At 61.0% G+C, this 21,237-nt stretch carries 21 protein-coding genes; 9 read left to right on the top strand and 12 right to left on the bottom strand.

Annotated features, from left to right (window positions below):
• Positions 1 to 3: 3 nt before the first annotated feature.
• Both ACWF6P_RS29130 and ACWF6P_RS29135 read right to left on the bottom strand, forming a co-directional pair.
• Positions 4 to 372 (bottom strand): cupin domain-containing protein, encoded by a 369-nt coding sequence (locus ACWF6P_RS29130; protein WP_452623363.1) that lies wholly within the window; start codon positions 370 to 372, stop codon positions 4 to 6.
• Between the two features lie 250 nt (positions 373 to 622).
• Entirely contained in the window at positions 623 to 1,186 is a 564-nt protein-coding gene (locus ACWF6P_RS29135) for a TetR/AcrR family transcriptional regulator (RefSeq protein ID WP_378448893.1), read from the bottom strand.
• A 98-nt stretch (positions 1,187 to 1,284) separates the two neighbouring features.
• Here ACWF6P_RS29135 and ACWF6P_RS29140 point away from each other — a divergent pair, with 98 nt between their 5' ends.
• Both ACWF6P_RS29140 and ACWF6P_RS29145 read left to right on the top strand, forming a co-directional pair.
• Entirely contained in the window at positions 1,285 to 2,511 is a 1,227-nt protein-coding gene (locus ACWF6P_RS29140) for an amidohydrolase family protein (RefSeq protein ID WP_452623364.1), read from the top strand.
• Positions 2,508 to 3,380, top strand: a complete 873-nt coding sequence (locus ACWF6P_RS29145; RefSeq protein WP_452623365.1) for an alpha/beta hydrolase — start codon at positions 2,508 to 2,510, stop codon at positions 3,378 to 3,380. The genes ACWF6P_RS29140 and ACWF6P_RS29145 overlap by 4 nt, the downstream gene beginning before the upstream one ends.
• 165 nt (positions 3,381 to 3,545) lie before the next feature.
• Here the strand turns inward: ACWF6P_RS29145 and ACWF6P_RS29150 are convergent, their stop codons facing one another.
• Together ACWF6P_RS29150 and ACWF6P_RS29155 are read right to left on the bottom strand one after the other, a co-directional pair.
• The gene (locus tag ACWF6P_RS29150) at positions 3,546 to 4,856 is read right to left on the bottom strand and encodes an NAD(P)/FAD-dependent oxidoreductase (RefSeq protein WP_452623366.1); all 1,311 of its coding nucleotides are present in this window, start codon (positions 4,854 to 4,856) and stop codon (positions 3,546 to 3,548) included.
• Between the two features lie 252 nt (positions 4,857 to 5,108).
• A complete protein-coding gene (locus tag ACWF6P_RS29155) occupies positions 5,109 to 6,449 on the bottom strand; it encodes an MFS transporter (RefSeq protein WP_452623367.1) in 1,341 nt (446 codons plus the stop codon).
• A gap of 418 nt (positions 6,450 to 6,867) precedes the next feature.
• Between ACWF6P_RS29155 and ACWF6P_RS29160 the strand changes: the two genes are divergently transcribed.
• The gene (locus tag ACWF6P_RS29160) at positions 6,868 to 8,085 is read left to right on the top strand and encodes a PucR family transcriptional regulator (protein WP_452623368.1); all 1,218 of its coding nucleotides are present in this window, start codon (positions 6,868 to 6,870) and stop codon (positions 8,083 to 8,085) included.
• Positions 8,086 to 8,126: 41 nt separating this feature from the next.
• Here ACWF6P_RS29160 and ACWF6P_RS29165 read toward each other — a convergent pair whose 3' ends face one another.
• Positions 8,127 to 8,471, bottom strand: coding sequence for a hypothetical protein (locus ACWF6P_RS29165; protein ID WP_452623369.1), 345 nt, complete (start codon positions 8,469 to 8,471; stop codon positions 8,127 to 8,129).
• A gap of 259 nt (positions 8,472 to 8,730) precedes the next feature.
• Positions 8,731 to 10,155: an outer membrane protein assembly factor BamB family protein gene (locus tag ACWF6P_RS29170; RefSeq protein WP_452623370.1), complete on the bottom strand. Its 1,425-nt coding sequence runs from the start codon at positions 10,153 to 10,155 to the stop codon at positions 8,731 to 8,733.
• Between the two features lie 252 nt (positions 10,156 to 10,407).
• Here ACWF6P_RS29170 and ACWF6P_RS29175 point away from each other — a divergent pair, with 252 nt between their 5' ends.
• Both ACWF6P_RS29175 and ACWF6P_RS29180 read left to right on the top strand, forming a co-directional pair.
• Positions 10,408 to 11,007, top strand: a complete 600-nt coding sequence (locus ACWF6P_RS29175) for an RNA polymerase sigma factor (protein ID WP_452623371.1) — start codon at positions 10,408 to 10,410, stop codon at positions 11,005 to 11,007.
• Complete coding sequence (locus tag ACWF6P_RS29180) at positions 11,007 to 12,128, top strand: CU044_5270 family protein (RefSeq protein ID WP_452623372.1); 1,122 nt, start codon at positions 11,007 to 11,009, stop codon at positions 12,126 to 12,128. The genes ACWF6P_RS29175 and ACWF6P_RS29180 overlap by 1 nt, the downstream gene beginning before the upstream one ends.
• A 64-nt stretch (positions 12,129 to 12,192) precedes the next feature.
• Here ACWF6P_RS29180 and ACWF6P_RS29185 read toward each other — a convergent pair whose 3' ends face one another.
• Positions 12,193 to 13,494, bottom strand: a complete 1,302-nt coding sequence (locus tag ACWF6P_RS29185) for a TrpB-like pyridoxal phosphate-dependent enzyme (protein ID WP_452623373.1) — start codon at positions 13,492 to 13,494, stop codon at positions 12,193 to 12,195.
• Positions 13,495 to 13,721: 227 nt separating this feature from the next.
• The gene (locus tag ACWF6P_RS29190) at positions 13,722 to 14,180 is read right to left on the bottom strand and encodes a PaaI family thioesterase (RefSeq protein ID WP_452623374.1); all 459 of its coding nucleotides are present in this window, start codon (positions 14,178 to 14,180) and stop codon (positions 13,722 to 13,724) included.
• An 85-nt stretch (positions 14,181 to 14,265) separates the two neighbouring features.
• On the opposite strand from ACWF6P_RS29190, the gene ACWF6P_RS29195 reads away from it, so the two are divergent.
• From ACWF6P_RS29195 to ACWF6P_RS29205, 3 genes are all read left to right on the top strand, one after another.
• The gene (locus ACWF6P_RS29195; protein WP_452623375.1) at positions 14,266 to 14,841 is read left to right on the top strand and encodes a TetR/AcrR family transcriptional regulator; all 576 of its coding nucleotides are present in this window, start codon (positions 14,266 to 14,268) and stop codon (positions 14,839 to 14,841) included.
• A gap of 72 nt (positions 14,842 to 14,913) precedes the next feature.
• Positions 14,914 to 15,417, top strand: coding sequence for an SRPBCC family protein (locus ACWF6P_RS29200; RefSeq protein WP_452623376.1), 504 nt, complete (start codon positions 14,914 to 14,916; stop codon positions 15,415 to 15,417).
• 31 nt (positions 15,418 to 15,448) lie between these two features.
• Entirely contained in the window at positions 15,449 to 16,699 is a 1,251-nt protein-coding gene (locus tag ACWF6P_RS29205; RefSeq protein ID WP_452623377.1) for an NADH:flavin oxidoreductase/NADH oxidase family protein, read from the top strand.
• Here ACWF6P_RS29205 and ACWF6P_RS29210 read toward each other — a convergent pair whose 3' ends face one another.
• Together ACWF6P_RS29210 and ald are read right to left on the bottom strand one after the other, a co-directional pair.
• On the bottom strand, positions 16,700 to 17,575 hold the full coding sequence (locus ACWF6P_RS29210; protein WP_452623378.1) for an aldo/keto reductase: 876 nt from the start codon (positions 17,573 to 17,575) through the stop codon (positions 16,700 to 16,702).
• A 38-nt stretch (positions 17,576 to 17,613) separates the two neighbouring features.
• Positions 17,614 to 18,714 (bottom strand): alanine dehydrogenase, encoded by a 1,101-nt coding sequence (ald, locus tag ACWF6P_RS29215; protein WP_452623379.1) that lies wholly within the window; start codon positions 18,712 to 18,714, stop codon positions 17,614 to 17,616.
• Between the two features lie 109 nt (positions 18,715 to 18,823).
• On the opposite strand from ald, the gene ACWF6P_RS29220 reads away from it, so the two are divergent.
• Complete coding sequence (locus tag ACWF6P_RS29220; RefSeq protein WP_378448911.1) at positions 18,824 to 19,345, top strand: Lrp/AsnC family transcriptional regulator; 522 nt, start codon at positions 18,824 to 18,826, stop codon at positions 19,343 to 19,345.
• 7 nt (positions 19,346 to 19,352) lie between these two features.
• Here ACWF6P_RS29220 and ACWF6P_RS29225 read toward each other — a convergent pair whose 3' ends face one another.
• Positions 19,353 to 20,417, bottom strand: coding sequence for a maleylacetate reductase (locus tag ACWF6P_RS29225; protein WP_452623380.1), 1,065 nt, complete (start codon positions 20,415 to 20,417; stop codon positions 19,353 to 19,355).
• Position 20,418: 1 nt separating this feature from the next.
• Positions 20,419 to 21,207, bottom strand: a complete 789-nt coding sequence (locus tag ACWF6P_RS29230; RefSeq protein WP_452623381.1) for a pirin family protein — start codon at positions 21,205 to 21,207, stop codon at positions 20,419 to 20,421.
• Between the last annotated feature and the right edge of the window lie 30 nt (positions 21,208 to 21,237).

Below are 21,237 nucleotides of genomic sequence, written 5' to 3' on the forward strand. Positions count from 1 at the left end.
TGGTCATACGTTGTATACGACGAACACCTTGCGCACGGTCTCGGTGACCGTCCACGTACCCTTCCATCCGATGGGGAAGATTGCACTCGTACCGGCAATGAGATGTACGGGATCGCCGTCGTCTTCCTCCACGGTCATGGCGCCGGAGACGATGGTGATGATCTCGCCGCGGGTGAGGAACTCCCACCGCGACTTTCCTGGTTCGCTCTCCCAGACTCCGGATTGAATGCGCCCGTCATCGCTGGTGAACTCGACGTCTGCACGGGTGATGATGTCTCCGCCGAGTGGCTCTGCACTGGGTTGGCCGAGCAGTGCTTGCTGAAAGATCCCGCTTCCGCTGTTCAGCTCTGCGGCTCGGAAGGTAACGGTCACAATTCGATCCTGACTTTCGAAACTCACGTGAATCATCGGACATGTCGATGATGTCGTGTGTCTGCTGAGCCGGGATACATTCACTTGTCGCATCTTTCGACAGTTCGCTCGTACAGATGTCGAAAGTGCGATCGACCACCATTCAACCGAGGTTCAAGGAACCATCTCGCGCCGAAACATGCCCGAGCCCATGGTGAAACGCCCCCGCGTCGGTGATCTCGAACGGGGTGATCGATTGTGTGTGAGGGGCTTACGTGGTGGACGCTGTCAACGAGGTGATGAAGCGCTCGGCTGCCGCGTCGACCTCGGCGTCGGGGGTGAGCAACCTCTGCAGCAACAGTCCTCGCAGGCATGCGGTTGCGATGATGCTCTGCTGCTGTGCATCCACCACTGTGAATCCTTCGCGAAGGGCTGCCGCTTCGAGGAGGTGCGCCAAATCGTCGAGGTCGGCGGCGAAATCTTGAAATGCTTTGTGCTCGTATACCGCAAGTCCGGCCAGGTGAAAAAAGGTGCGGCTTCGATCTTCGTGCTCGGCGTTCGAGTAGAAGCTCCAGATCGCCTTGCACAGGGCTGCGAACCCGAGATCTTTGCCCATCGCGGCGATGACGAGGTTGTCACGGCGGCGAGCTTCCGACAGCACGGCGCTGAGGAGGCCCGGTCGTGATCCGAAGTGATAGGTCAGCAGCGTGTGGTGCACTCCGAGGCGCTCCGCTACTTGGCGCATCGACAGCTTCGGACTTGGGCCGGTTTCACCGAACTCGTCGAACAGTGCCTGTAACAGTCGCTCGCGACCCTCCCCAACCGGCGATCTCACGCTACCTCCATTGACGGGTTCACCACTGTTGAGTACGGTACCGCATATCGAATTCACCAGTGTTTAGGAGAGTGGTTTCTAATGCTCGGGAGGTCCCTTTGACTGACGTTTGGTTTGCCGGCGGCATGGTCGCGGATGGATCGGGTACCGACCCGGTCGAAGTCGACGTGTGCGTGAGCGACGGCATTGTCACCGCGATCGGACAGGCGCCGTCGGGTTCGACCACAGTTGACTTGGACGGCATGCTTCTGACTCCGGGACTCATCGATGCCCATGTCCACCTAGGCATTTCGAGTCCGATCCGAAGGCAGTTCGGGTTCGAGCTCTCGGCAGCCGAACTGGCTGCTGGCATCTTCGCCACCGCGGGCCATGCCCTCGACGCGGGCTTTACCACGGTGCGAGACGTCGGTGGCATCGACGGCGGAGTAGTCGACGTTATTGCGAGCGGCAAGGTGCGTGGTCCGCGTGTCCTCTCGTGTGGTCCTGTGCAGTGCCAGACCGGTGGACACGGCTACTACGGGGCCGCGTGGGAGCCGACCGAGCTGTGGAACATGCACCACATTCCAGGGCTCTGCGCCCTGTCCTTGATGTCGGGTAATGCCGACGAACTACGACGCAATGTGCGCGAGTCGTTCTGCCGAGGCGCAACCTTCCTGAAACTGTGCGTCACCGGCGGTGTCGTCGGAGGCCATGACCACCTCACCGACACACAGTTCACCGTCGAGGAAATCTCCGTGGCAGTGGAAGAAGCAGCGTCGCGCGGCACCTACGTCACGGTGCACGCGCACAACAATGCGGGCATTCGCAACGCAGTGCGGGCCGGTGTCCGGTGCGTGGAACATGGCACCGACATCGACGAAGAGACTGCTCAGTTGATGCGCGAGCACGACGTGGCTCTGGTCCCCACCTTCGCCGTGGTCGAGCAGTTGACGGACACCGAGAGCATGGACCTGGACCCCGCAATACGAGACCGCGCCGCCGGAGTCCGTCAGCGCATGGCCTCGGCACTCGCGGTCTCTCGCGCAGCAGGCCTGAGGATCGGCCTGGGCTCGGACCTCATCGGGCCGCACCAGCAGCGCCGAGGCGAGGAGTTGCGCTTGCGGGCCGAGTTGGAGTCGCCGATGCATGCTCTCGTATCGGCCACCAGCGTCAACGCTGACATCCTCGGTATCGGGGAAACCGTCGGAACTATCCGCGTCGGAATGCAGGCGGACATGGTCGCCTGGCAGCAAGACCCGCTCCACGACGCCAAGGTGTTCGCCGATCCGGACATGGCTGTTCTCGTCGTGAAGTCCGGCCGCGTAGTGAAGGGAGAGGTTCGATGAGCGCAATGCTGCACGGATGTTTTGCAGACACGGAGTACTTCGAAATAACGGCGAAGTCGGGGCACAGCTACGGCGTCTGGGTGACAACACCTCCCGGCTACGCGGACTCCACGGATCCCTTACCGCTGATCTACGTGATGGACGGCAACTGGGCTGTAGGTCTTACCGCCCCGCTCATCGTCACGCAGGCAGACCCGTATCTGACGATCGCCCCGTACATCCAGGTCAGCGTCGGTTATGCCGGTGAGGAAGCCGCCAACTGGGCACGGCTACGCAACCGCGATCTCGTGCCGCCCGGGGAACCGGTAGGCGACGAAATGATGGCTACTCTTGCCGCTGCTCGCGACTCGGGTGCAATGACCCAGGAGTATGTGGACGCCTACCTCGAGGAGCTGGCAGACACCCACGCGGACGTCTTCCTCGACTTCCTGACCAACGAACTCCACCCTCGCCTGTACTCGTCGGAGCTACGTGTCAGCGAGTCCGGGCACGGACTCTTCGGGTATTCGTACGGAGGACTTTTCGCCCTCTATGCATGGCTGAGCGACGCGGCCCCCTTCGCGACCTTCGGTGCGGGTAGTCCCGGAGTTGTGAACGCTGACAGCCAGATCCACACAATGGTCGAGGCCCGGCCGGAGCGCGGCGTGGGCTCAGTTGTGCCGCAGCTGCACGTCACGCTGAACGAAGCCGAACTGACAGGGCCCATTCCGATCTATCGCGGACTGGCACGTAACGTTCTCGCTGTCGTGGAGCAGTTGCACGGCACGGGGTGGTCGCAGGATGTTTCGACCGCGTTGTTGCACGAGACGCATGTCACCGGGCTGCAGGCATCGTTCCTGAGCTACTTGAAAAAATGCCATGCACGGTAGCTGTTCGTCCCGGTGACGATGTGCACGCTGACACATTCGACGGGCGATTTTCCGTAGACGCCGTTGAAGGAGAAGTCGGCTGTGGGTGTCCACCAGGTGGTGGACACCCACAGCCGTGTCTATTCAGTTGTCGAGGCTATCGATTCTCCAAGCCTGACAACACTTCTAACCCATGACGGTCCCGGTCGACTCGGCATTGGGTGCCCGCAGGCGGGAGAAAGCGCCGAGGTCGATTTCGAGCCCGGTGTGCATCCCGACATAGGTCAGCGGATCAGCGTCGTGATCGTGTCCAGCTTCCACCTTGTCGATGATCCTGGACATGAGGCGCCCGGCGATGGGCGCATTCTTGAATTGGTTTCCGCTGGTGCCCATGGCGACGTAGAAACCTCGTTTATCTGTCTTGTCGTAGATCGGGGTCCAATCAGATGCTGCGTCGTACACGCCGGCAATACCTTTCGGTTGTGACGGGACTTCCAAGCTGGGGAAACGTCTGGCGGCGCGGAAAACTTGCGCTTCGAACCGGGCAACAGTGCGATTCGGGTTCGCGGTATCAGGATCGTCGATCCACTCGAGGGGATCGCAATCCGGTTCGGTCCCGCCGACAAGGAAACCGTTTCCAGGTTCGGCTCGCATGTAGGTTCCGAGATCCAAATCGGCGATCATCGGGCCGAGGACCTCGTCGTCGTTGTACCCAGTGGGTGCGGTGACGTGATGGACTTCCTGACGCAAGGGCCGAACCGAAACCTTGAAGTCGGACCCGACATTCGACAGCTTGTTGAACTCTCCCGACCAGGGGCCGGCAGCGTTGACGACAATCTTGGATTTCACACTTACCCCGTCGTGGAGCCCTAACTGCCAGATGCCGTCAGGCAACTGCTCGACTGCCACCACACGCGTGTTGTACGCGAAAACCGCACCGTGCGAACGTGCTGCCGCAGCAAGATTCGCGGCGGCCAGTTGCGGGTCGTCGACGAACCCCGCCTGAGGTGTGTACAGCGCTCCGAGCGTGGTTTCCGCATCTGCGAAGAAGGACTCCGAGTCGACTGGCTTGGGTGGATAGTATTTACCTGCGTCGATACCGGGAATCTTCTCGACGAGTGTCGTTGCGTCCCAGAGTTGGTAGTCGATTCCGATCTTCTCGAATAATCCAATCGTGCGCGCGTGGGGTGCGACGTCGACGTCGAGCAGTGCCATTCCGCATTGCCGAAACTTCGCAAGCGCGCCGTCGACCGTCGCGTTGAGATGCTCGTTCCAGTTTTGCCAGCAATGCAGCGACTCCCAAGCTGCAGCCATACCGTCGAATGTGGAGTAGTTGAACCGGATAACCGCACTGGATGCACTGGTCGAGCCGTAGCCCGGACCGCCAGACTTGTCGATGACCAGGACTTCGTAACCTCGGGCGGCCAGTTCGTAGGCGATGGAGCTGCCGATTACTCCAGCTCCGACGACAACTGCGTCGGTCTTGTTGTTAGGCACTTTCGGCCCCTCCTTCTTGTGGCTTCGCCAGATCGAAAGCGCATCTCTTCGACTGGTGAGCTTGGGTTCTTGGTAAGCCTGACGGCTTCGACCTCCTCTGGAGAGCCGCACCCCGACTTCTCGGAATGGGCTCTGCCTTGCCTGATTTCGCACCTGAAGGCCCAGAAGATCGTCATCCTCAACTCTCGCTCGGCGGCACGCGGAACGCTATCGACAGCTGCGCAAAAAATCGCAACCATGGCGCGCCCATTGTCAGAACTGTTTCGTCGAACTGCTCTGCGTGGCTGACCGGTCTTTCGTTTCCGGAATCCCTCGCCACAAAATGGGAAGCGCGATCAAAGCGATGGCGGTTGCGTAGAAGGCCGGGGACAGATTGCTTCCTGTGGCGTTGACCAACGATGCGCACACCAGAGGCGCAGTTCCTGCGAAGAGTGCATACGCGACGTTGTAAGGGATTGCCGTGCCGGTGAATCGCGCATGTGTCGGCATCATTTCGAGAATTACGAGCAAGGCGGAAGCAAGCAAGGAGAGCGCGACGACCAGAGCGGCCAGGGCAACGGCAATCGCGAAAGCATTCCCGGTGCCGATGAGCATGTAGCTGGGCACCGATACGAAAACTGACATCACCATACCGATTCTGACGAGTGGTCTCCGGCCGATTCGGTCGACTGTTGCGCCGAAGAAGATGAACAGCGGGACTGCGAGAACCAAAGCGCCGGTTGTCATCAGCAGTGCAACCGTGCTCGGAACATCGGCTGAGAGAACCAGAAATGTCGGCATGTAGCCGAGCAGCATATGAGTAACGACACCGAGCGAGGCGAAGTACACGAAGGACGTGAGCAGAGTCCGCCAGTGATTGCGGAACAGATCTGCCAGTGGGCGGGTTGGAAGGGAATCGTTTTCTTGCATTTCCTTGAACGCCGGAGTCTCCTCGACGGCAAGCCTCATGAACAGACCCACCATGGCGACAACGCCTCCGATGATGAACGGCCAACGCCATCCTCCGTCGGCGAAGTGCTCAGCGCCGACCGAGCTGAATGACAAGACTGTGACCGTGGCCAAGATGCTGCCGACGAACGACGAAGAACTGATTATCCCTGCGTACAAGCCTCGGCGGTGGGACGGCGCATGCTCGACGACGAAGGTGGCAGCTCCGGTGTATTCGCCCCCGGCCGAGAATCCTTGAACCAATCGGCACACCAGCAGCAACAGCGGTGCGGCAACACCGATCGAAGCGTACGTCGGTAGGAGACCGATAGCCGCCGTCGAGCAGCCCATGAGCGTAATTGCCAGGGACAATGATCTCCGTCGGCCGAGACGGTCACCCAGCCGTCCGAAGAAGATGCCGCCGGCTGGTCTGGCCAAGAATGCGACTCCGTAAAGAGCGAAGGTGGCAAGCAGTGCGCCACTGCCGAACTCCGGAGGGAAGAACACGGTCGCGAGAACTGCGGCAGTGAATCCGTAGATCGTGAAATCGAACCATTCGACGATGTTGCCTGTCGCGCCGGCAATCAGGGCCCTACGGCGCGCCGATCGACGTTCCGGTGAAGTCGCGGTCTCCTGCTCTACAGGAGCATTTGCTGTGCCGGTCATACTGATTCCTCTCGGGATATGCTGAATGGCAACGTTTTCGTGACGTCACAGTCGTCATTCGAGGTATTCGAAATTGAAAGAGGTCGGTGGGATCCGACATTGAACTGGTGAACGTAGGTCGTTGTCGATTTCGGGTCGGAGGCGACTTTGCCTGAGGGAGTTCGTGCCGGCGGGCCTCGGGCTCAACTTTGCAAATCACACGGCTGCAACAGATCTCGTCGCTGCTGAACGTCCGACCTCTCGATGCCACGTCTGCCGGGTCGCAGACCGAGTGAAGACGTTCCGGGTCTCGAGTGCTTCGGCATGAAGCGAGCTTATGGTGCGAAAGTTAGTTGCATCACTGGCATTTGTGCAAAATGCCGACGATAAATTTGGTCATTTGTTGCAAAAAGGAGAGCGCAACTCGTACAGTTCGACCATGGCCGGAGAACTACAGCATTTGGTGGACACCACCGGGCGCCGACTCGACCGTTCCGTTGCGATCGATGATGCACAGATCCGTCTACTCGCGTACAACTCCCATGACAGTGCCGTTGATCCCGTCAGAATGAATTCCGTTCTACAGCGGAATGTTTCACGTGAGATCGTAGACTTCATTTTCTCGAGCGGGGGCCGTGAAGCCCTTGATGTCTTCATTGTTCCCGTCAACGAGGAACTAGGACTGACCCTTGGCCGGGTCGGGATGCCGATCCGGTACCGCAATGCGCTGCTGGGCTTCGTCTGGCTGTTGACTTCGGAGGGCGACGTTGACGAGGATCAAGCCGAGGTCTTGAGGCGCACGGCTGACGCGGCAGCAACGATCCTTCACCGAGAACAGCTACTGGACGAGTTGTCTCGAAGTCGGGAGCGGGAACTTACTCGTGACGTACTTTCCGGCGAGCGGTCGCTGCGCGAGGACGCGGCAAACAGGTTGGCCGAGGAGGGCTTGTTGGCTGCGGGTCCAGCAGTCGTGGTCACTATGTTGCTCCGTCCTGTCGACCGGTCGACATTGACCGAAAGAGATCGTCTGAGTGTTGCCGTCGGCGTCGATCAGCTTCGGCGGAGGCTCCCGCGGAACAGTGCAATCCAACTCGACCGCCCCGACCACAGCCTGCTCATCGTATCGGTGGCCGAACGCTCGACGCATACCCATCTGGACTCGCTGATCGTTGCAGCCCAAAAGCGAATCTTGTCTGAAAGTGGGCGTCAGAACCTGGACTGTTGGGTTGGTATCGGTGAATCGCGAACCTCGGTTGCAGACGTGCGCGAATCCTACGAAGAGTCCAGGCGTTCCGCAGATGTGGCCCAGGTCGTCAAGGTGCTCGGAAATGTTGTGCGGTATCGGGATCTCGGTGTCTACGGCCTTCTGGCCGAACTGTCGGAGGATCGGCTCGAGAACAGTATTCATTCTGGGCTGCAGTCCTTGCTCAGCCATGAGGACACCAAGAGTGAGGCCCTACTCGCGACGCTGGAGAGCTTTTTGGACAATGCCGGTGACGTAAAGCGAACGTCCGAGGCGCTCTGTGTGCATCGGGGGAGCTTGTACTATCGGTTGCGGCGAATTCAGGAGATAACACGCGCAGACCTGGCAAACGGCGACGACCGGTTGGCCTTGCATTTGAGCCTGAAAGTCGCGCGACTGTTGGATCTCCGATGATCCTGATCCGAGAAGAGGGTTCTGCGGAATCATTCAGCGGCTCAACGTAGTTGGCGGATTTCGATCATCAAGCGGGATGGTTCAGGGGGTGGGAAAGGCAGCGCGTCGTTCATCGGCCGGGATGAGTCGGCTTGACCTGCTGAGATGTTCATACGTTTGATCGGGCATCTTGTATTTTCTTGTCGGCAGATGCGGCGGAGTGCAACTTTTTCGGGCATTGAAAGTGCAGAATCGTCGAGATGAGTGTCGAGCTGTGTGAAGAACGCGCGTTTTTGCAAACCGAAATGACGACGAATTTGGTCTGAGTCCGGTCCTCCAGTACGCAGATGTTTGCGCGCAATCTGGACTATTTTTTGCCGACTGCGAACAGAGGATTTCGCGTCCATTCCCGTTGGCTCCCTTTATGGTTGGAGTGGATCAGGCACCTTAGTCGGAGCGATGTGTACGCACCCCTTCACTGCAGGTCTGGTCTGATCCTTCCGAAGTTGGAGTCGCGGAGATATATGCAGTTGTCCGAGATCGTTCCCCCGATATTGAACAAATGCGCAAGATTGGATTGTGGACGTTGATTGCTGCACGTCTATCCACTTGCTTGTTGGTGAGTAGGCTGGTCAGTTACGACACGGTATCGGTGATGTTGCCGGCCTATCGCCAAACGGTGAAATGGTTCTGCCAGGAGAACGACACGTTTTTGCCGGCATTCGAGACGACAACTCCGCGCGGATCGACCTCTGGCGGAAGGGGAACCGACCACATCATCTTTCCGTCGCGAGCCCGGATTGCGTGCATACCGGTGTAGTCGCTGAAGACGAAGTGGTCGCCATCGGTCGCTCCGTTTCGAACCCAGTACGCGTCTTGCCAGGGTGTCTGCCACAGCTGTCGACCACTCTCGACGTCGAGACCCGAGATTGTGCGGGTCTCCGGTGAGGTGACCAGGATTGTCTTTCCTACCACTGCGGCAATGGCGCTTCCCGTCCCGGCCATCTCGGTATTGACGATTTGTGAACTGCGCCAAAGTTCGTCACCGGACTCCGGGTCGTAGGCGCCGTCGCCGAGAAACATCGGCACCGCTGTCGAGGGCTTACTCGGGTAGGACGAAGATGAGGAGGAGGGAATCGGTATCGCATGAATCGTGGATCCGTCGGAAGCCAAAAGGTTTTGGGTTCCTACATAGCCTGATCTGCCGCCGACACTGGTGAGGAACAATCCGTTCCCGGCAGGGACGAGCGAATCACCCTCGAATCTGAATCGTTCTGCGCCGGAATCCAGATCGTAGATTCGATAGCGGTACTGTGGGTCCCCGCCATCGCCCTGTTCCATCGCAATGACCGTGTTGGTGCTCGGGATCGTGTAGACCGATCCGAACCTTTCACTTGGTTCGAAGGTGCGAACGAAGTTGGCCGTCACATTGGTGGTGTTGCCACTGGCAAGAATTCGTGTGCGAACGGTTCCGTCCACTCTCTCGCCGGACGTGTACACAGTGTCTCCGGTGATGGCGGCACCACTGAGATCGAAGTCGGTTCCGAGGTCGGACAACAGAGTTCCGGTCGCGGTATCGACAAAGGTCATTCGTCGATCGCCCCAGCACGCGATGATCGTGGACTCGTTCTGTTGGCTGCACTGGCCGATGACTCCGCCGATTCGTGTTTTCCACAGCGGACTTCCGTCGTCGGGATTCACACCGACCAGTGAGACGTCACCGACTCCCTGGCCCGACGAAGACTCGTCGGTCTTGGGCAGGGGATAAGCCGTCGCGGCCACCAGCACGTCACCGACCTGGTACGTGTTTCCGTAGCCGTAGTAGCGATCGAGGCCGGAAGGCATCGACAACAACACGTCGCCGGAGTTATCCGTGAGCGTACGGACATCGAGTTCCCAGGCTTGTTGCGGAGGATCGGAGAGGTCCACGTCGACAACGCCCTGCTCGACGATCGGACCGCCTGACTTCTGCTTCGGCGAGGCCGCCTCACTGGAGTCGGAGAGTGCCGATACGACGATGAACGCGATCGCCACGATCAACGCCAGTCCGAGCGCGACCAGTTTCCAGTGTTCCTTCAACCGAAGCTGCATCGAAAGACCGTAACCGATCGAGCAAACTGAACGGTTCGTTTCGCTGCCCGCCGGGCTTGATCCTGGCCGCGAGATCGCTCCCACGGCCTACCTCGTGTCAGTGCCGGGTAGCGTCTGGTCTCCGACCCAAGAGACTGAGGACCGACTGCTGCGCATGGTGAAAGCTCGGGGGAAAGTGCGGATCGTGGGTCGTCATCGCTACCCGTTCCGCCACCCCGGGGACGCTACGGGCCGCACCGACCAAGTATCACCGTGACATCTTCGAACCCGCCCGGTGATCGCGCCACACCGGGCCCGGACCTGCACGGCCCGCGCGTGGCGGAGGTCTTCGCTCAGCTCTTCGACGCCCATGCCGCAGATCTTCGCCGGTACGTGTGCGCTCGAGCCGGCGAACATCACGCCGACGACCTCGTCGCTGAGGCTTTTGCCGTCGCAATCGATCGTCGATTCACCTACGACGCTGGTCGGGCTCCCGTTCGAGCTTGGTTGTTCGGCATTACCCACACCCTGCTCCGGGCGCACTTTCGTTCCCAGCATCGCGCCGAACGCGCATTCGCGCGGGTACATGGCGAACGCGTCGTGTCCGAGACTGCGCCGGAAGACCTTGTCACGGCTCGGGTGGACGCGTCCCGTCGCCTCGAGGTGATCGCGTCGGCCCTCGCCGAGCTGACCGAGGACGAACGCGACGTGCTCCTCCTCTCATCCTGGGCCCATCTCGAACCGGCAGAGATCGCGGAGATCCTGTCCGTGCCGGCCAGCACTGTCCGGTCCAGGCTGCACCGCACGCGTACTCGCCTGCGGACTTTGCTGCTCGACTCCGAAAACCTCCAACAAGCCTCGGGAGAGAACTGATGGCGAATCCTCGGACCGATCCCCTGGACGACACGTTGCTCGAACTCCGCGATGCGCTCGACAAGCCGGACGTCGACGCGTTGGCAGCGATCCGGAATCGGGTCCTCGCCGACGCGGAAGCGGCGGAAAGTTCTCCGCCGGTACCCAGTCGCAGGTTTGCTCTGCGACGCGTGCCCGCTTCGGTCTACGCCGGTGCCGCGGTGCTCATGGCCGTCTGCCTGGCTGCGGTGCTGGTGCAGTTCACACCTGCAGAGCAGACAGGCACTACGGGTGGTGTGTCGTTGCCGGTGCCTTCCATCGAACTCGCCTCCGCCGAACACGTACTACAACAAGCCGCGCGGTCGCTCGAATCGATCGAGATGATCTCCGCTCGACAGGGACCGTTTCGACTCGTCGAGGAGCACGCGTGGGTCCAACAGGGGATGGAGTACGGATCTCCCTACGAAGCAGGTCCCGACGCTCCACGCAACGGCTACACCTACCTGCTCGAAACCCGTTCGCAGCTATGGATTCCGGCAGACGAAACACAAGAATGGCTCGAGCGGCGGTCAACTGGCCAGTCGCGGTGGCTCGGCGGCACGACGCCGGAGAGTGAATCAGCTCTGTACATCGACGAAACCCGAAACGGGGAATGGCGTGCCCGCTGCGGCAGATTCTTCGACGACAATCGCGACAACATCAACTGCGTTCCGGACGACTGGGACGACCCCAACTTCTATCGGTCGCTGCCCGCTGACCCCGAGGGGTTGCTTCGATGGCTGCGCGACTACACGGCGCCGCGCGGTTCGACACCGGAAGCGATGTTCCACATCGCGATTGAAATACTGAGAGCCGGCATGATGTCGCCAGATGTCAAAGCGCAGTGGTATCGCGCGATCGCCGGAATCGATGGTGTGGAGACCGTGGAACAGACCACGCTCGACGGTCGGGTCGGAATCGCACTCGGGCTCAACGGCGTTCACGAGCGTCGCGACTTGATCATCGATCCGGGTACCGGCGAGTTCATCGGCGAACGACGGGTCGCGGGCGCGGCTCCGGAAGATCCTTGGATAGCCCCCGGCACCGTGTTGGGGACAAGTTCGATCACTGTCCGGTCCGTCGACGAACTGGGATACGAATAGAGAACGTGCTCGGTGTGACGAAGTGTGGTGGCCTCGTACACACGAGACCACCACACCGGCGGCGTCAGACGTAGGGCGAGTACGCCGGGAGATCCAACTGACCGTTGCCCGAAAGGCCGATAACGATCACCTCGGGTTCGGTGACGGCACGAGCGTGAGCGATGGCGCCGGCAACCGCGTGGGTTGATTCCGGAGCCGGGATGATTCCTTCGGCGCGGGCGAAGATCAGACCGGCCTGGAGTGCGTCGTCCTGATCGACGGCAATCGCATCCATGAGGCCGAGGTTGACCGCATGCGAGACCATCGGCGACATGCCGTGGTAGCGAAGGCCACCGGCGTGGATGGCCGGCGGAACGAAGTCCTTACCGAGAGTGTGCATCTTGAGCAGCGGCGTCAGACCGGCGACGTCACCGAAGTCGTAGCGGTACTCGCCCTGGGTGAGGGACGGGCATGCCGAAGGCTCGCAGGCGACCAGACGAGTCTTGGTGCCTTCGCGAAGGTTTCGTCCCAGGAACGGGAAGGTGAGTCCGGCGAGGTTGGAACCGCCACCGGCGCAACCGAACACGGTGTCGGGGATGGCGTCGCCGGCTTCTTCGAGCTGGACCATTGCTTCCTGACCGATCACGGTCTGGTGCAGCATGACGTGGTTCAGCACGCTGCCGAGTGAGTAGTGCGTGTTCGGATCCTGCGCAGCGACCTCGACGGCCTCACTGATGGCCATGCCAAGTGAGCCGGTGGTGTCTGGATGCGACTTCAGCAGTGCGCGTCCGGCTTCCGTGAGATCGGAAGGCGACGGGTGACAGATTCCGCCGTACGCCTCCATCTGGATGCGGCGGTACGGCTTCGAATCGAAGGACGAGCGAACCTGCCATACCTCGACCTCGAGTCCGAGCAGCGCGCCCGCGAACGACAGCGACGCACCCCACTGGCCCGCACCGGTTTCGGTGGTGAGCTTGGTGGTTCCCTCGATTGCGTTGTAGTAAGCCTGCGCGACAGCAGTATTCGGCTTGTGTGAACCGACCGGGCTCACGCCTTCGTACTTGTAGTAGATGCGGGCGGGTGTGCCCAGAGCGCGCTCGAGTCGGTGTGCACGGAACAGGGGAGAGGGCCTCCACATGCCGTAGATCTCGCGAACTGTCTCCGGGATCTCGATGTAGCGCTCGGTTGCGACTTCCTGCGCGATGAGGTTCATCGGGAACAGCGGCGCCAAGTCCTCGGGGCCGAGCGGCTCACGCGTGCCCGGATGCAGGTGCGGGGGAACAGGCTCGGGGAGGTCAGCCGCCAGGTTGTACCAGTGCGTCGGCACTTTCGACGGGATGGAGACGCCCAAAGGCTCGAGCGAACGGTTGAGTGGGGTGGTGGTCAACTAACTCTCCTTCGTGGATTCGGTACCTGATCTTGGCGGTCGTAGCGACGACGCGTACGGCATTTGCCGGATCGGGGATCCTGAGAGGAGCCTGCTGGACCACCCGATATCGGTCCGGGCAGCACGCAGTTGCGGCTGACCGTCAGCGGTCGGGCCACCAGAGGTGCGCAGTGAGCAGGGTCACGAGCCGATCGTACATCGGCACTCGCGCCCTGCTCACGTCGGGCTTAGCGAAAGATCATGCACGTCGTGGTTCCATGCGCCACCAACTTGCCGTCCTTGTCGAGTACCTTGCCCTCTGCCGTCGCGGTACGCCCACCCACGTGAATGACACTGCCGTGTGCGGTCAGTTCATCGCCGTCGAGAGGCACGGTGCGGATGTAGTTGAGCTTGAGTTCGAGGGTCGTATATCCGACGCCGGCCGGAAGCATGGTGTGCACAGCGCAGCCCATGACCGAGTCGAGCAGCGTTGCGCAGATGCCGCCGTGGACCGTGCCGAGGGGATTGCTGAAATCAGCGCGCGGCGTCAGAGCGAAGCTCACGGATCCTTCGTTGACCTCGCGCATCTCCATTCCGAGGAGGCGCCCGATGCTCGGGCGATCGCTGACCTGTGTCCCCATCCAGCGGAGAAGCTCGAGGCCTGTCATCTGCGCCGGATCGACGGTCGCTGTTGTCTCGTCACTCATTGTTTCATCCCATCACTATGTAGGTCGTCATACATAACGTAGCGTATGAGTCGACAGGTGTACCGACGGCCGAAGGATCTGTGACATGGCAGAGCTGAGCTCACGTGATCGCATGATTCGCAGTGCGGTTGAACTGATCAGCCGCAACGGTGTCGACGCGACGTCCTTCAGCGACGTCATCAAGCACAGCGGCGCACCCCGTGGGTCGATCTACCACCACTTTCCTGGCGGTAAGACCGAGTTGATGGTCGAAGCCGTGCGCGCGGCCGGTGCGATCATCACCAGACGGATCAGCTCGGCTGCGGCTAACGGTTCCACTGCCGACGTGATCGAAGCGGTCGGAGACATCTGGCGACTCAATCTCACGCGCTCGGACTTCGCGATCGGCTGCCCGGTGATTGCCGGCGGGTTGGCGCGTGCCAGTGAGCCAGAAGTCGCGGAAGTGTCGGCTGAGGTCATGCTGGGATGGCAGAAGTTGATCGAATCGCAACTTGAAACTGCGGGTTATCCTGCAGTGCAAGCAAAATCGATGGCAAATTTGACGATCACGTCGGTCGAAGGTGCCGTGGCTGTATGCCAGACGACTCGAAGTATCGAACCGCTCGAACAGGTCATCGCTTCGCTGCAGGGGCTTTCGCGTTCGCAAGCGTGGTCGAGCTGAGCGCTCGGGGGTTGACTTCGGTCGTCGAGTATCCGTAACTTCATGTAACGGCTAATTGGGCAGGAGCGGGCGATGACACATTGGTTCGACCTCGAACCGGTCGGTGTCGATTTCTTCGACACGGCACCGCATATCTTCACGTACTCGATCGATCTCGCCGCCGAACCGGATGACGTCTGGGCCGGTCTGACTGCGGATGAACCGTTGTCGTGGTGCCGGCTGCTCACGAAAGTTCACTACACCTCGCCTCGCCCGTACGGTGTCGGCACACGGCGAATCGCGGAGGTGGGCGGTGGTGCGATGCAGATGCGCGAAAAGTTCATCACCTGGGACGACGAAACACGTCGGCACTCGTTCTACGTCGAGCAGTCGAATGTTCCACTGTTCCAATCCTTTGCCGAGGACTACCGCGTCGACGAACTTGCAGTGGGCTCGAGACTGCAGTGGACCTTTGCATTCTCGCCGCGTCCGAAGCTGTCGCTCGCGGTACGCGGCGGTCTGCCGGTCAACTCACTGATCTTCTCGAGCTTCGTGCGCGATACCAAGCGGCACTTCGGTTCTGCGCCCCACCGTTGACCTTCTTCCCCCATTCACGCGAGAGGTATTCATGACCACGCTCGGAGAATCGCTGACTTTGCCCTGTGGGCAGATACTGCGAAATCGGACCATGAAAGCTGCGCTCAGCGAGGCTCTGGGGGACCGGACACATGGACCGTCCGCCCGACTGGAAACTCTGTACGGTCGTTGGGGCAGCGGCGGGTTCGGGTTGCTGATCACCGGCAATGTCATGGTCGATCGATCTCAGATCGCCGAACCGGGCAACGTCGTGGTCGACGACGATCGAGACGCCGAAGCACTGACGGCTTGGGCCAAGACTGCCAAGAACGGCGGCGCCGAGATCTGGATGCAGCTGAACCACCCAGGGCGACAATCCAACCCGATTGCCAGCAGGGGCCGCCCGGTCGGCCCGAGTCCGATCGCGCTGAAGATCCCGGGAATGGCTGCGCCGCGAGAACTCTCGACCGCCGAGATCGAAGACATCATCAACAGGTTCGCGGAAACCGCTCGCGTCGCCGAGTCCTCGGGATTCGGAGGCGTACAGATCCACGCAGCGCACGGTTATCTTGTTGCGCAGTTCCTTTCGCCGTTGTCCAATCAGCGCACGGACGAGTGGGGTGGAGATCCCGAGCGTCGCCGACGCTTTCTGATCGAGATCGTTCGGCGCATACGTTCGGCGGTCGCGCCCGGATTCGCGGTCTCGGTCAAACTCAACTCGGCTGATTTTCAGCGCGGTGGGTTCTCCGAAGACGAGTCGCGAGAAGTAGTGCGCGCGTTGACCGAAGAGTCGGTGGATCTCATCGAGATCAGCGGTGGCAGCTACGAGTCGCCGGCCATGATGGGTAAAGCGCAGAAGCAGAGCACTCGTGACCGAGAAGCATATTTTCTCGAATATGCCGAGACTGTCCGGGCGATCGCCGGCGACATTCCGTTGGCAGTCACGGGCGGCTTCCGCTCGCGATCGGCGATGGTCGAGGCACTCGCTTCCGGCGCGTGCGACGTGATCGGCCTCGGCCGGCCGACGATCACCATTCCCGACGCGGCAACCGTTCTTCTGGAATCGAATCGGGAACGATTGAACGTCCCGACTGTCGAGTTCGGAGCGCGGAAATTGTTGGGGAAGGTTGCCGACATCTCGATGCTCGACGGTGCACTCGACTTGCAGTGGCACACCGATCAGTTGCACAGAATGGGTGACGGCAACGAGCCGGATCCAGCTCGTCCGTGGTGGAAGACCCTCGGAACCATGGTGAGGCGAAACGGAATCGATGCGCTTCGCCCCACCAAACGAGCGGCTTGATCAGCTCGGCGCACCGATGTTGAGTTCATCGGGATGCGCGCCGACGCGCGTGCCGTCGTCGAGAGTGTCGATTTCGCTCAGATCGAGATCAGTGAGTTCGAAGTCGAATACGTCGATGTTCTGAGCGATCCGAGCGTCGTGCACTGATTTCGGGATGACGATCAGGCCGTTCTGAAGGTGCCAGCGGATGAGGACCTGTGCGGCAGTCTTGCTGTGGCGGTCACCGATTCGAGTGATGATCGGATCGGTGAGCAGCGTGTTGGGCTTCGAAGCCTTACCCCAACCTGCGTTGCTGGTGCCGCCGAGTGGGCTCCACGATTCGACCTTGATCCCGTGCTCGGCTGCCTTGTCCCGGATCGCGTGCTGCGTGAGGTGCGGATGCAGTTCCACCTGATCGACGGCGGGCAGCATTCCGCCGCGATCGACAAGAAGCTGCAGATGGTGCGGCTCGAAGTTGCACACCCCGATTGCCTTGGCACGGCCCGATTCCGCGATCTTTTCGAGCGCCTCCCAAGTGCGGAGAAGGCGGTCGTTGTCCTGCAGCGGCCAGTGGATCAGGTAGAGATCGACGTAGTCGACGCCAAGCTTGTCGATACTGGTGTCGAAAGCCTTCAACGCCGGCTCGTAGCCCTGGTCCGCGTTCCACAGCTTCGTGGTGAGGAAGATGTCCTCTCGCGCGACGGACGAGTTGGCGATACCTCGTCCGACGCCCTCTTCGTTTCCGTACGCGGCTGCAGTGTCGATGTGCCGGTAGCCGGCCTCGTCGAGTGCGAACCGCACTGCATGCTCGGTTTCGTCGTTGATGGCCTGCCAGACTCCGAGGCCGAGTTGCGGGATCGTGGTTCCGGAATTCAGCGTGATGTCAGGATTGCTCATGGATCAAGGCTAGCGATCTCCAGCCTTCCTCGCCGGGGTCAGGGCGTGGCAGCCGAGTACCCATGTGCTGCTGCAACACTGTCCGACAAGAGCAGACCGTCGTGTGTACTCAGTCCCGATTCCAGACCGGGAACTGTCGCGACGGCGTCCTTCCACCCCTTGTCGGCCAAGGCGACGACGTACGGAAGTGTCGCGTTGGTGAGCGCGTAAGTCGATGTGCGGGGAACGGCGCCGGGCATGTTCGCAACGCAGTAGAAGACCGAACCGTGAACCTGGTACGTCGGATCGGCGTGGGTGGTCGCTCGCGAGTCCTCGAAGCAGCCGCCCTGGTCGATGGCGATGTCGACCAGTACCGAACCCGGCTTCATGCGCGCGACCAGGCTGTTGGACACGAGAGTGGGAGCCTTCGCCCCTGGGACCAGCACTGCGCCGATGACGAGATCGGCGTCGAGAACTGCCTGTTCCAGTTCGAGGCTGTTGGACGTGATGGTCTTGACCTGGCCGTGGTACAGCTCGTCGATTTCCCTCAGACGCGCGATCGACAGATCGAGAACGGTGACGTCGGCCTGCATGCCGTAGGCCACGGCGATGGCGTTCTTGCCGGAGACTCCCGCACCGATCACCACGACCTTGGCAGGACGTACTCCCGGCACGCCGCCCATCAGCACTCCGCGTCCGCCGCCGTGACGCATCAAGTGGTAGGCGCCGGCCTGCGGTGCAAGGCGTCCGGCTACTTCGCTCATCGGGGCGAGTAGGGGCAGTGAACCGTCGGAACCGACAACGGTTTCGTAGGCGATGGAGGTGGTCTTCGACGCCAGGAGTGCGTCGGTGCATTCCTTCGACGCCGCCAGGTGAAGGTAGGTGAAGAGCACCTGATCCTTACGGAGCCGCGAATACTCCTCTGCAATAGGTTCTTTGACCTTGAGGAGCAGATCTGCGTCCGCCCAGACCTGATCCGCGGACCCGAGGATCTGTGCGCCCGCAGCCTTGAAATCCTCGTCACTGAACGAGGAGCCGACGCCTGCACCCGTTTCGATGACGACCTCGTGCCCTCGGCCGACCAGTTCGTGCACGCCTGCTGGGCTGATGGCCACGCGGTACTCGTGGTTTTTGATTTCGCGGGGGATTCCGACCTTCATGACACGGCTCCGAACTGAGTCTGTTGTTTCTTCGAATGGCAGGTGCCAAGCATGAAGTTTCGTCACCAGATAGTGAAGAGAAGTGAAGATAATTCTCTATGCTGTATTCATGGTGCGCGAAAGTTCAAAAATCGGTATCCAGACGGCTGCCTCGCCGAAGCATGTTCGGGCAGCTATGAAGTTGGACGAGGTCGACCGGGTTCTGCTCGAAGAGCTGGCGAAAGACGCGAGGATTCCGAACAACGCGCTGGCCGCGATCGCAGGAATTGCGCCGTCGACGTGCCTCGGCCGTGTGCGTGCCTTGGTGGACAACGGCGTGATCAGGGGATTCCACGCGGACATCGACCCCGCCGCTCTCGGAATGGATCTGCAGGCGATGATCGCAGTTCGACTGCAGGCCAACGCGAGGTCGCACCTCAACCGACTCGGTGACGACTTCGCCAAGCTGGACTCCGTGCTCAACGTGTATTTCGTTGCCGGTGTCGACGACTACATGTTGCACGTCGCAACGACGGATTCGGCGCAGTTGCGGGACTTCGTCGTCAACAATCTCTCGGCGCATCCGGCGGTTGCTGCGACCGAGACGATTCTGATCTTCGAACATGTCAGGCCGCGAGGCGGTACTGCCTGATTCGTTCTCACCTGATGGCGGGGCGACGCCCGGACCAGGCGTTCTCGAGGAGTTCGCTCAGGCCCGGCGCGGTGATCTCACGCGGATTCGGATAGGCGGCGGAGGTCGCGAGTTCGACTGCCCGGCCGATCTGATCGTGACTCATTCCCACCTCTCGCAGAGAGGTCGGTCCGCCGCTCGCGGTGACGAGGCCGAATACGCCGCTGGCGGCATCGGATACACCCAGAGCGGTTGCTATTCGCGACATCACTTCCGGGACGGCAGGCGCGTTGAACGCCATTGCATGGGGGAGGACAACGGTGTGGGTGGGGGCGTGCGGCAAACCGAAGCTGCCGCCGAGGGTGTGGCACAACTTGTGATGAAGTCCCATGCCGACTGTGCCCAAGCAGGTTCCGGCCAACCAGGCAGATTGCAGCAGGTCGGCCCGGCCTTCCACATTTCTCCGATCATCGACGACGATCGGCAAAGCACGGGCGATCCCGGAGAGTGCCTCGATTGCCATCGAGTCGGTGATCGGATTGGATTCGGCGGAATACAACGCTTCAACCGCGTGAGCCATCGCGTTGACGGCGCTGGTGACGGTGGTGTCCAGCGGCAGATCGAGAGTGAGGTCGACGTCGTAGATGACGGTTTCGGGTCTGATGTGAGGTGACGAGCGAGTTGTCTTGCGTCCGTTCTCGGTTTCACCCAACACCGGAGTGACTTCTGATCCCGCATACGTCGTCGGAACGATGATCTGATCGAACCCCGCTCGCAGTGCGAGTGCTTTGGACAACCCGGTTGCCGAGCCGCCGCCGATCGCGACGACGGTGTCGACGTGATGGTGCTGGGCAAGTTTCAGCGCGGCTGTCGTGACTTCGATCGGAGTGTGCATCACTGCGCCGTCGAAGCGCACGACGGCCATGTCGCCGAGAGATTCGGTGACGTCGGCGGCTAGCGCGTTCAGTCGACGGCTTGCCAGCACCATCACTCGGCTACGGCCGAGCCGTCTCACTTCTTCGGTGATCGAGCCGATCGTCCCTTGGCCGAAGACAATTCGAGCCTGTGAAGCGTCGTACGAGAAGGACTTCATGTCATCCCTGCGAAACGGTGGCGTGCATTTCCCAGACGATGACCTCGGCGCCGGAATCGGAACTGACCTGCTGGCCTCCGCCGCCGGACACTCGTACCGCGTCACCTTGTTCGAGCACTCCGACGCCTTCCATGGCCGCCTGACCGTCGGCGACAAAAACATGCAGGAACGGTGCGTCCGGCAGGGTCACGGGCTGTCCGGGTTGCAGACGCGCGACGTGCATCGCGGCGTACTTGTTCTTGATCCGGATTGCCGAGTGATCGGCGTACGCGTCCATTCCCGAGGCGACGGGAACCAGTCCACCGGCAAGCAATTCGGCGTCGATCTCCAACTGCTCGTAGCCGGGGGTGATTCCGGCTTCGTCGGGGATGACCCACATCTGGATGAAGTGAACCGGGTCGCTGTGCTTGTCGGAGTGGCTGCCGGCCACGTCACCGAGTCGCCACGAGTCGTTCTTCTCGGAATGCAGGATGCCAGTTCCGGCGCTCATCCGCTGGGCGAGTCCGGGGTAGATGACCCCCGAATGACCCATCGAATCCTGATGTACGAGAGAACCTCTCAGTACCCAGGTGACGATCTCCATGTCCTGGTGCGGGTGGGTGTCGAATCCCATTCCCGGCGTGACGATGTCGTCGTTGTTGACCAGGAGAAGGCCGTGGTGAGTGTTCTTCGGGTCGTAGTGATTGCTGAACGAGAAGGAGTGCTTCGAGTCCAGCCAGCCCGCATTGGACTTGAAGCGATCGCCCGATCGGCGGACGTCGAAGTTCGGTAGCGACAAGGTGGAGGTCATGGGGTGCCTTCCGAATGGTGTGGGGGAGAG

Source organism: Rhodococcus sp. NPDC055024 (assembly GCF_053608585.1).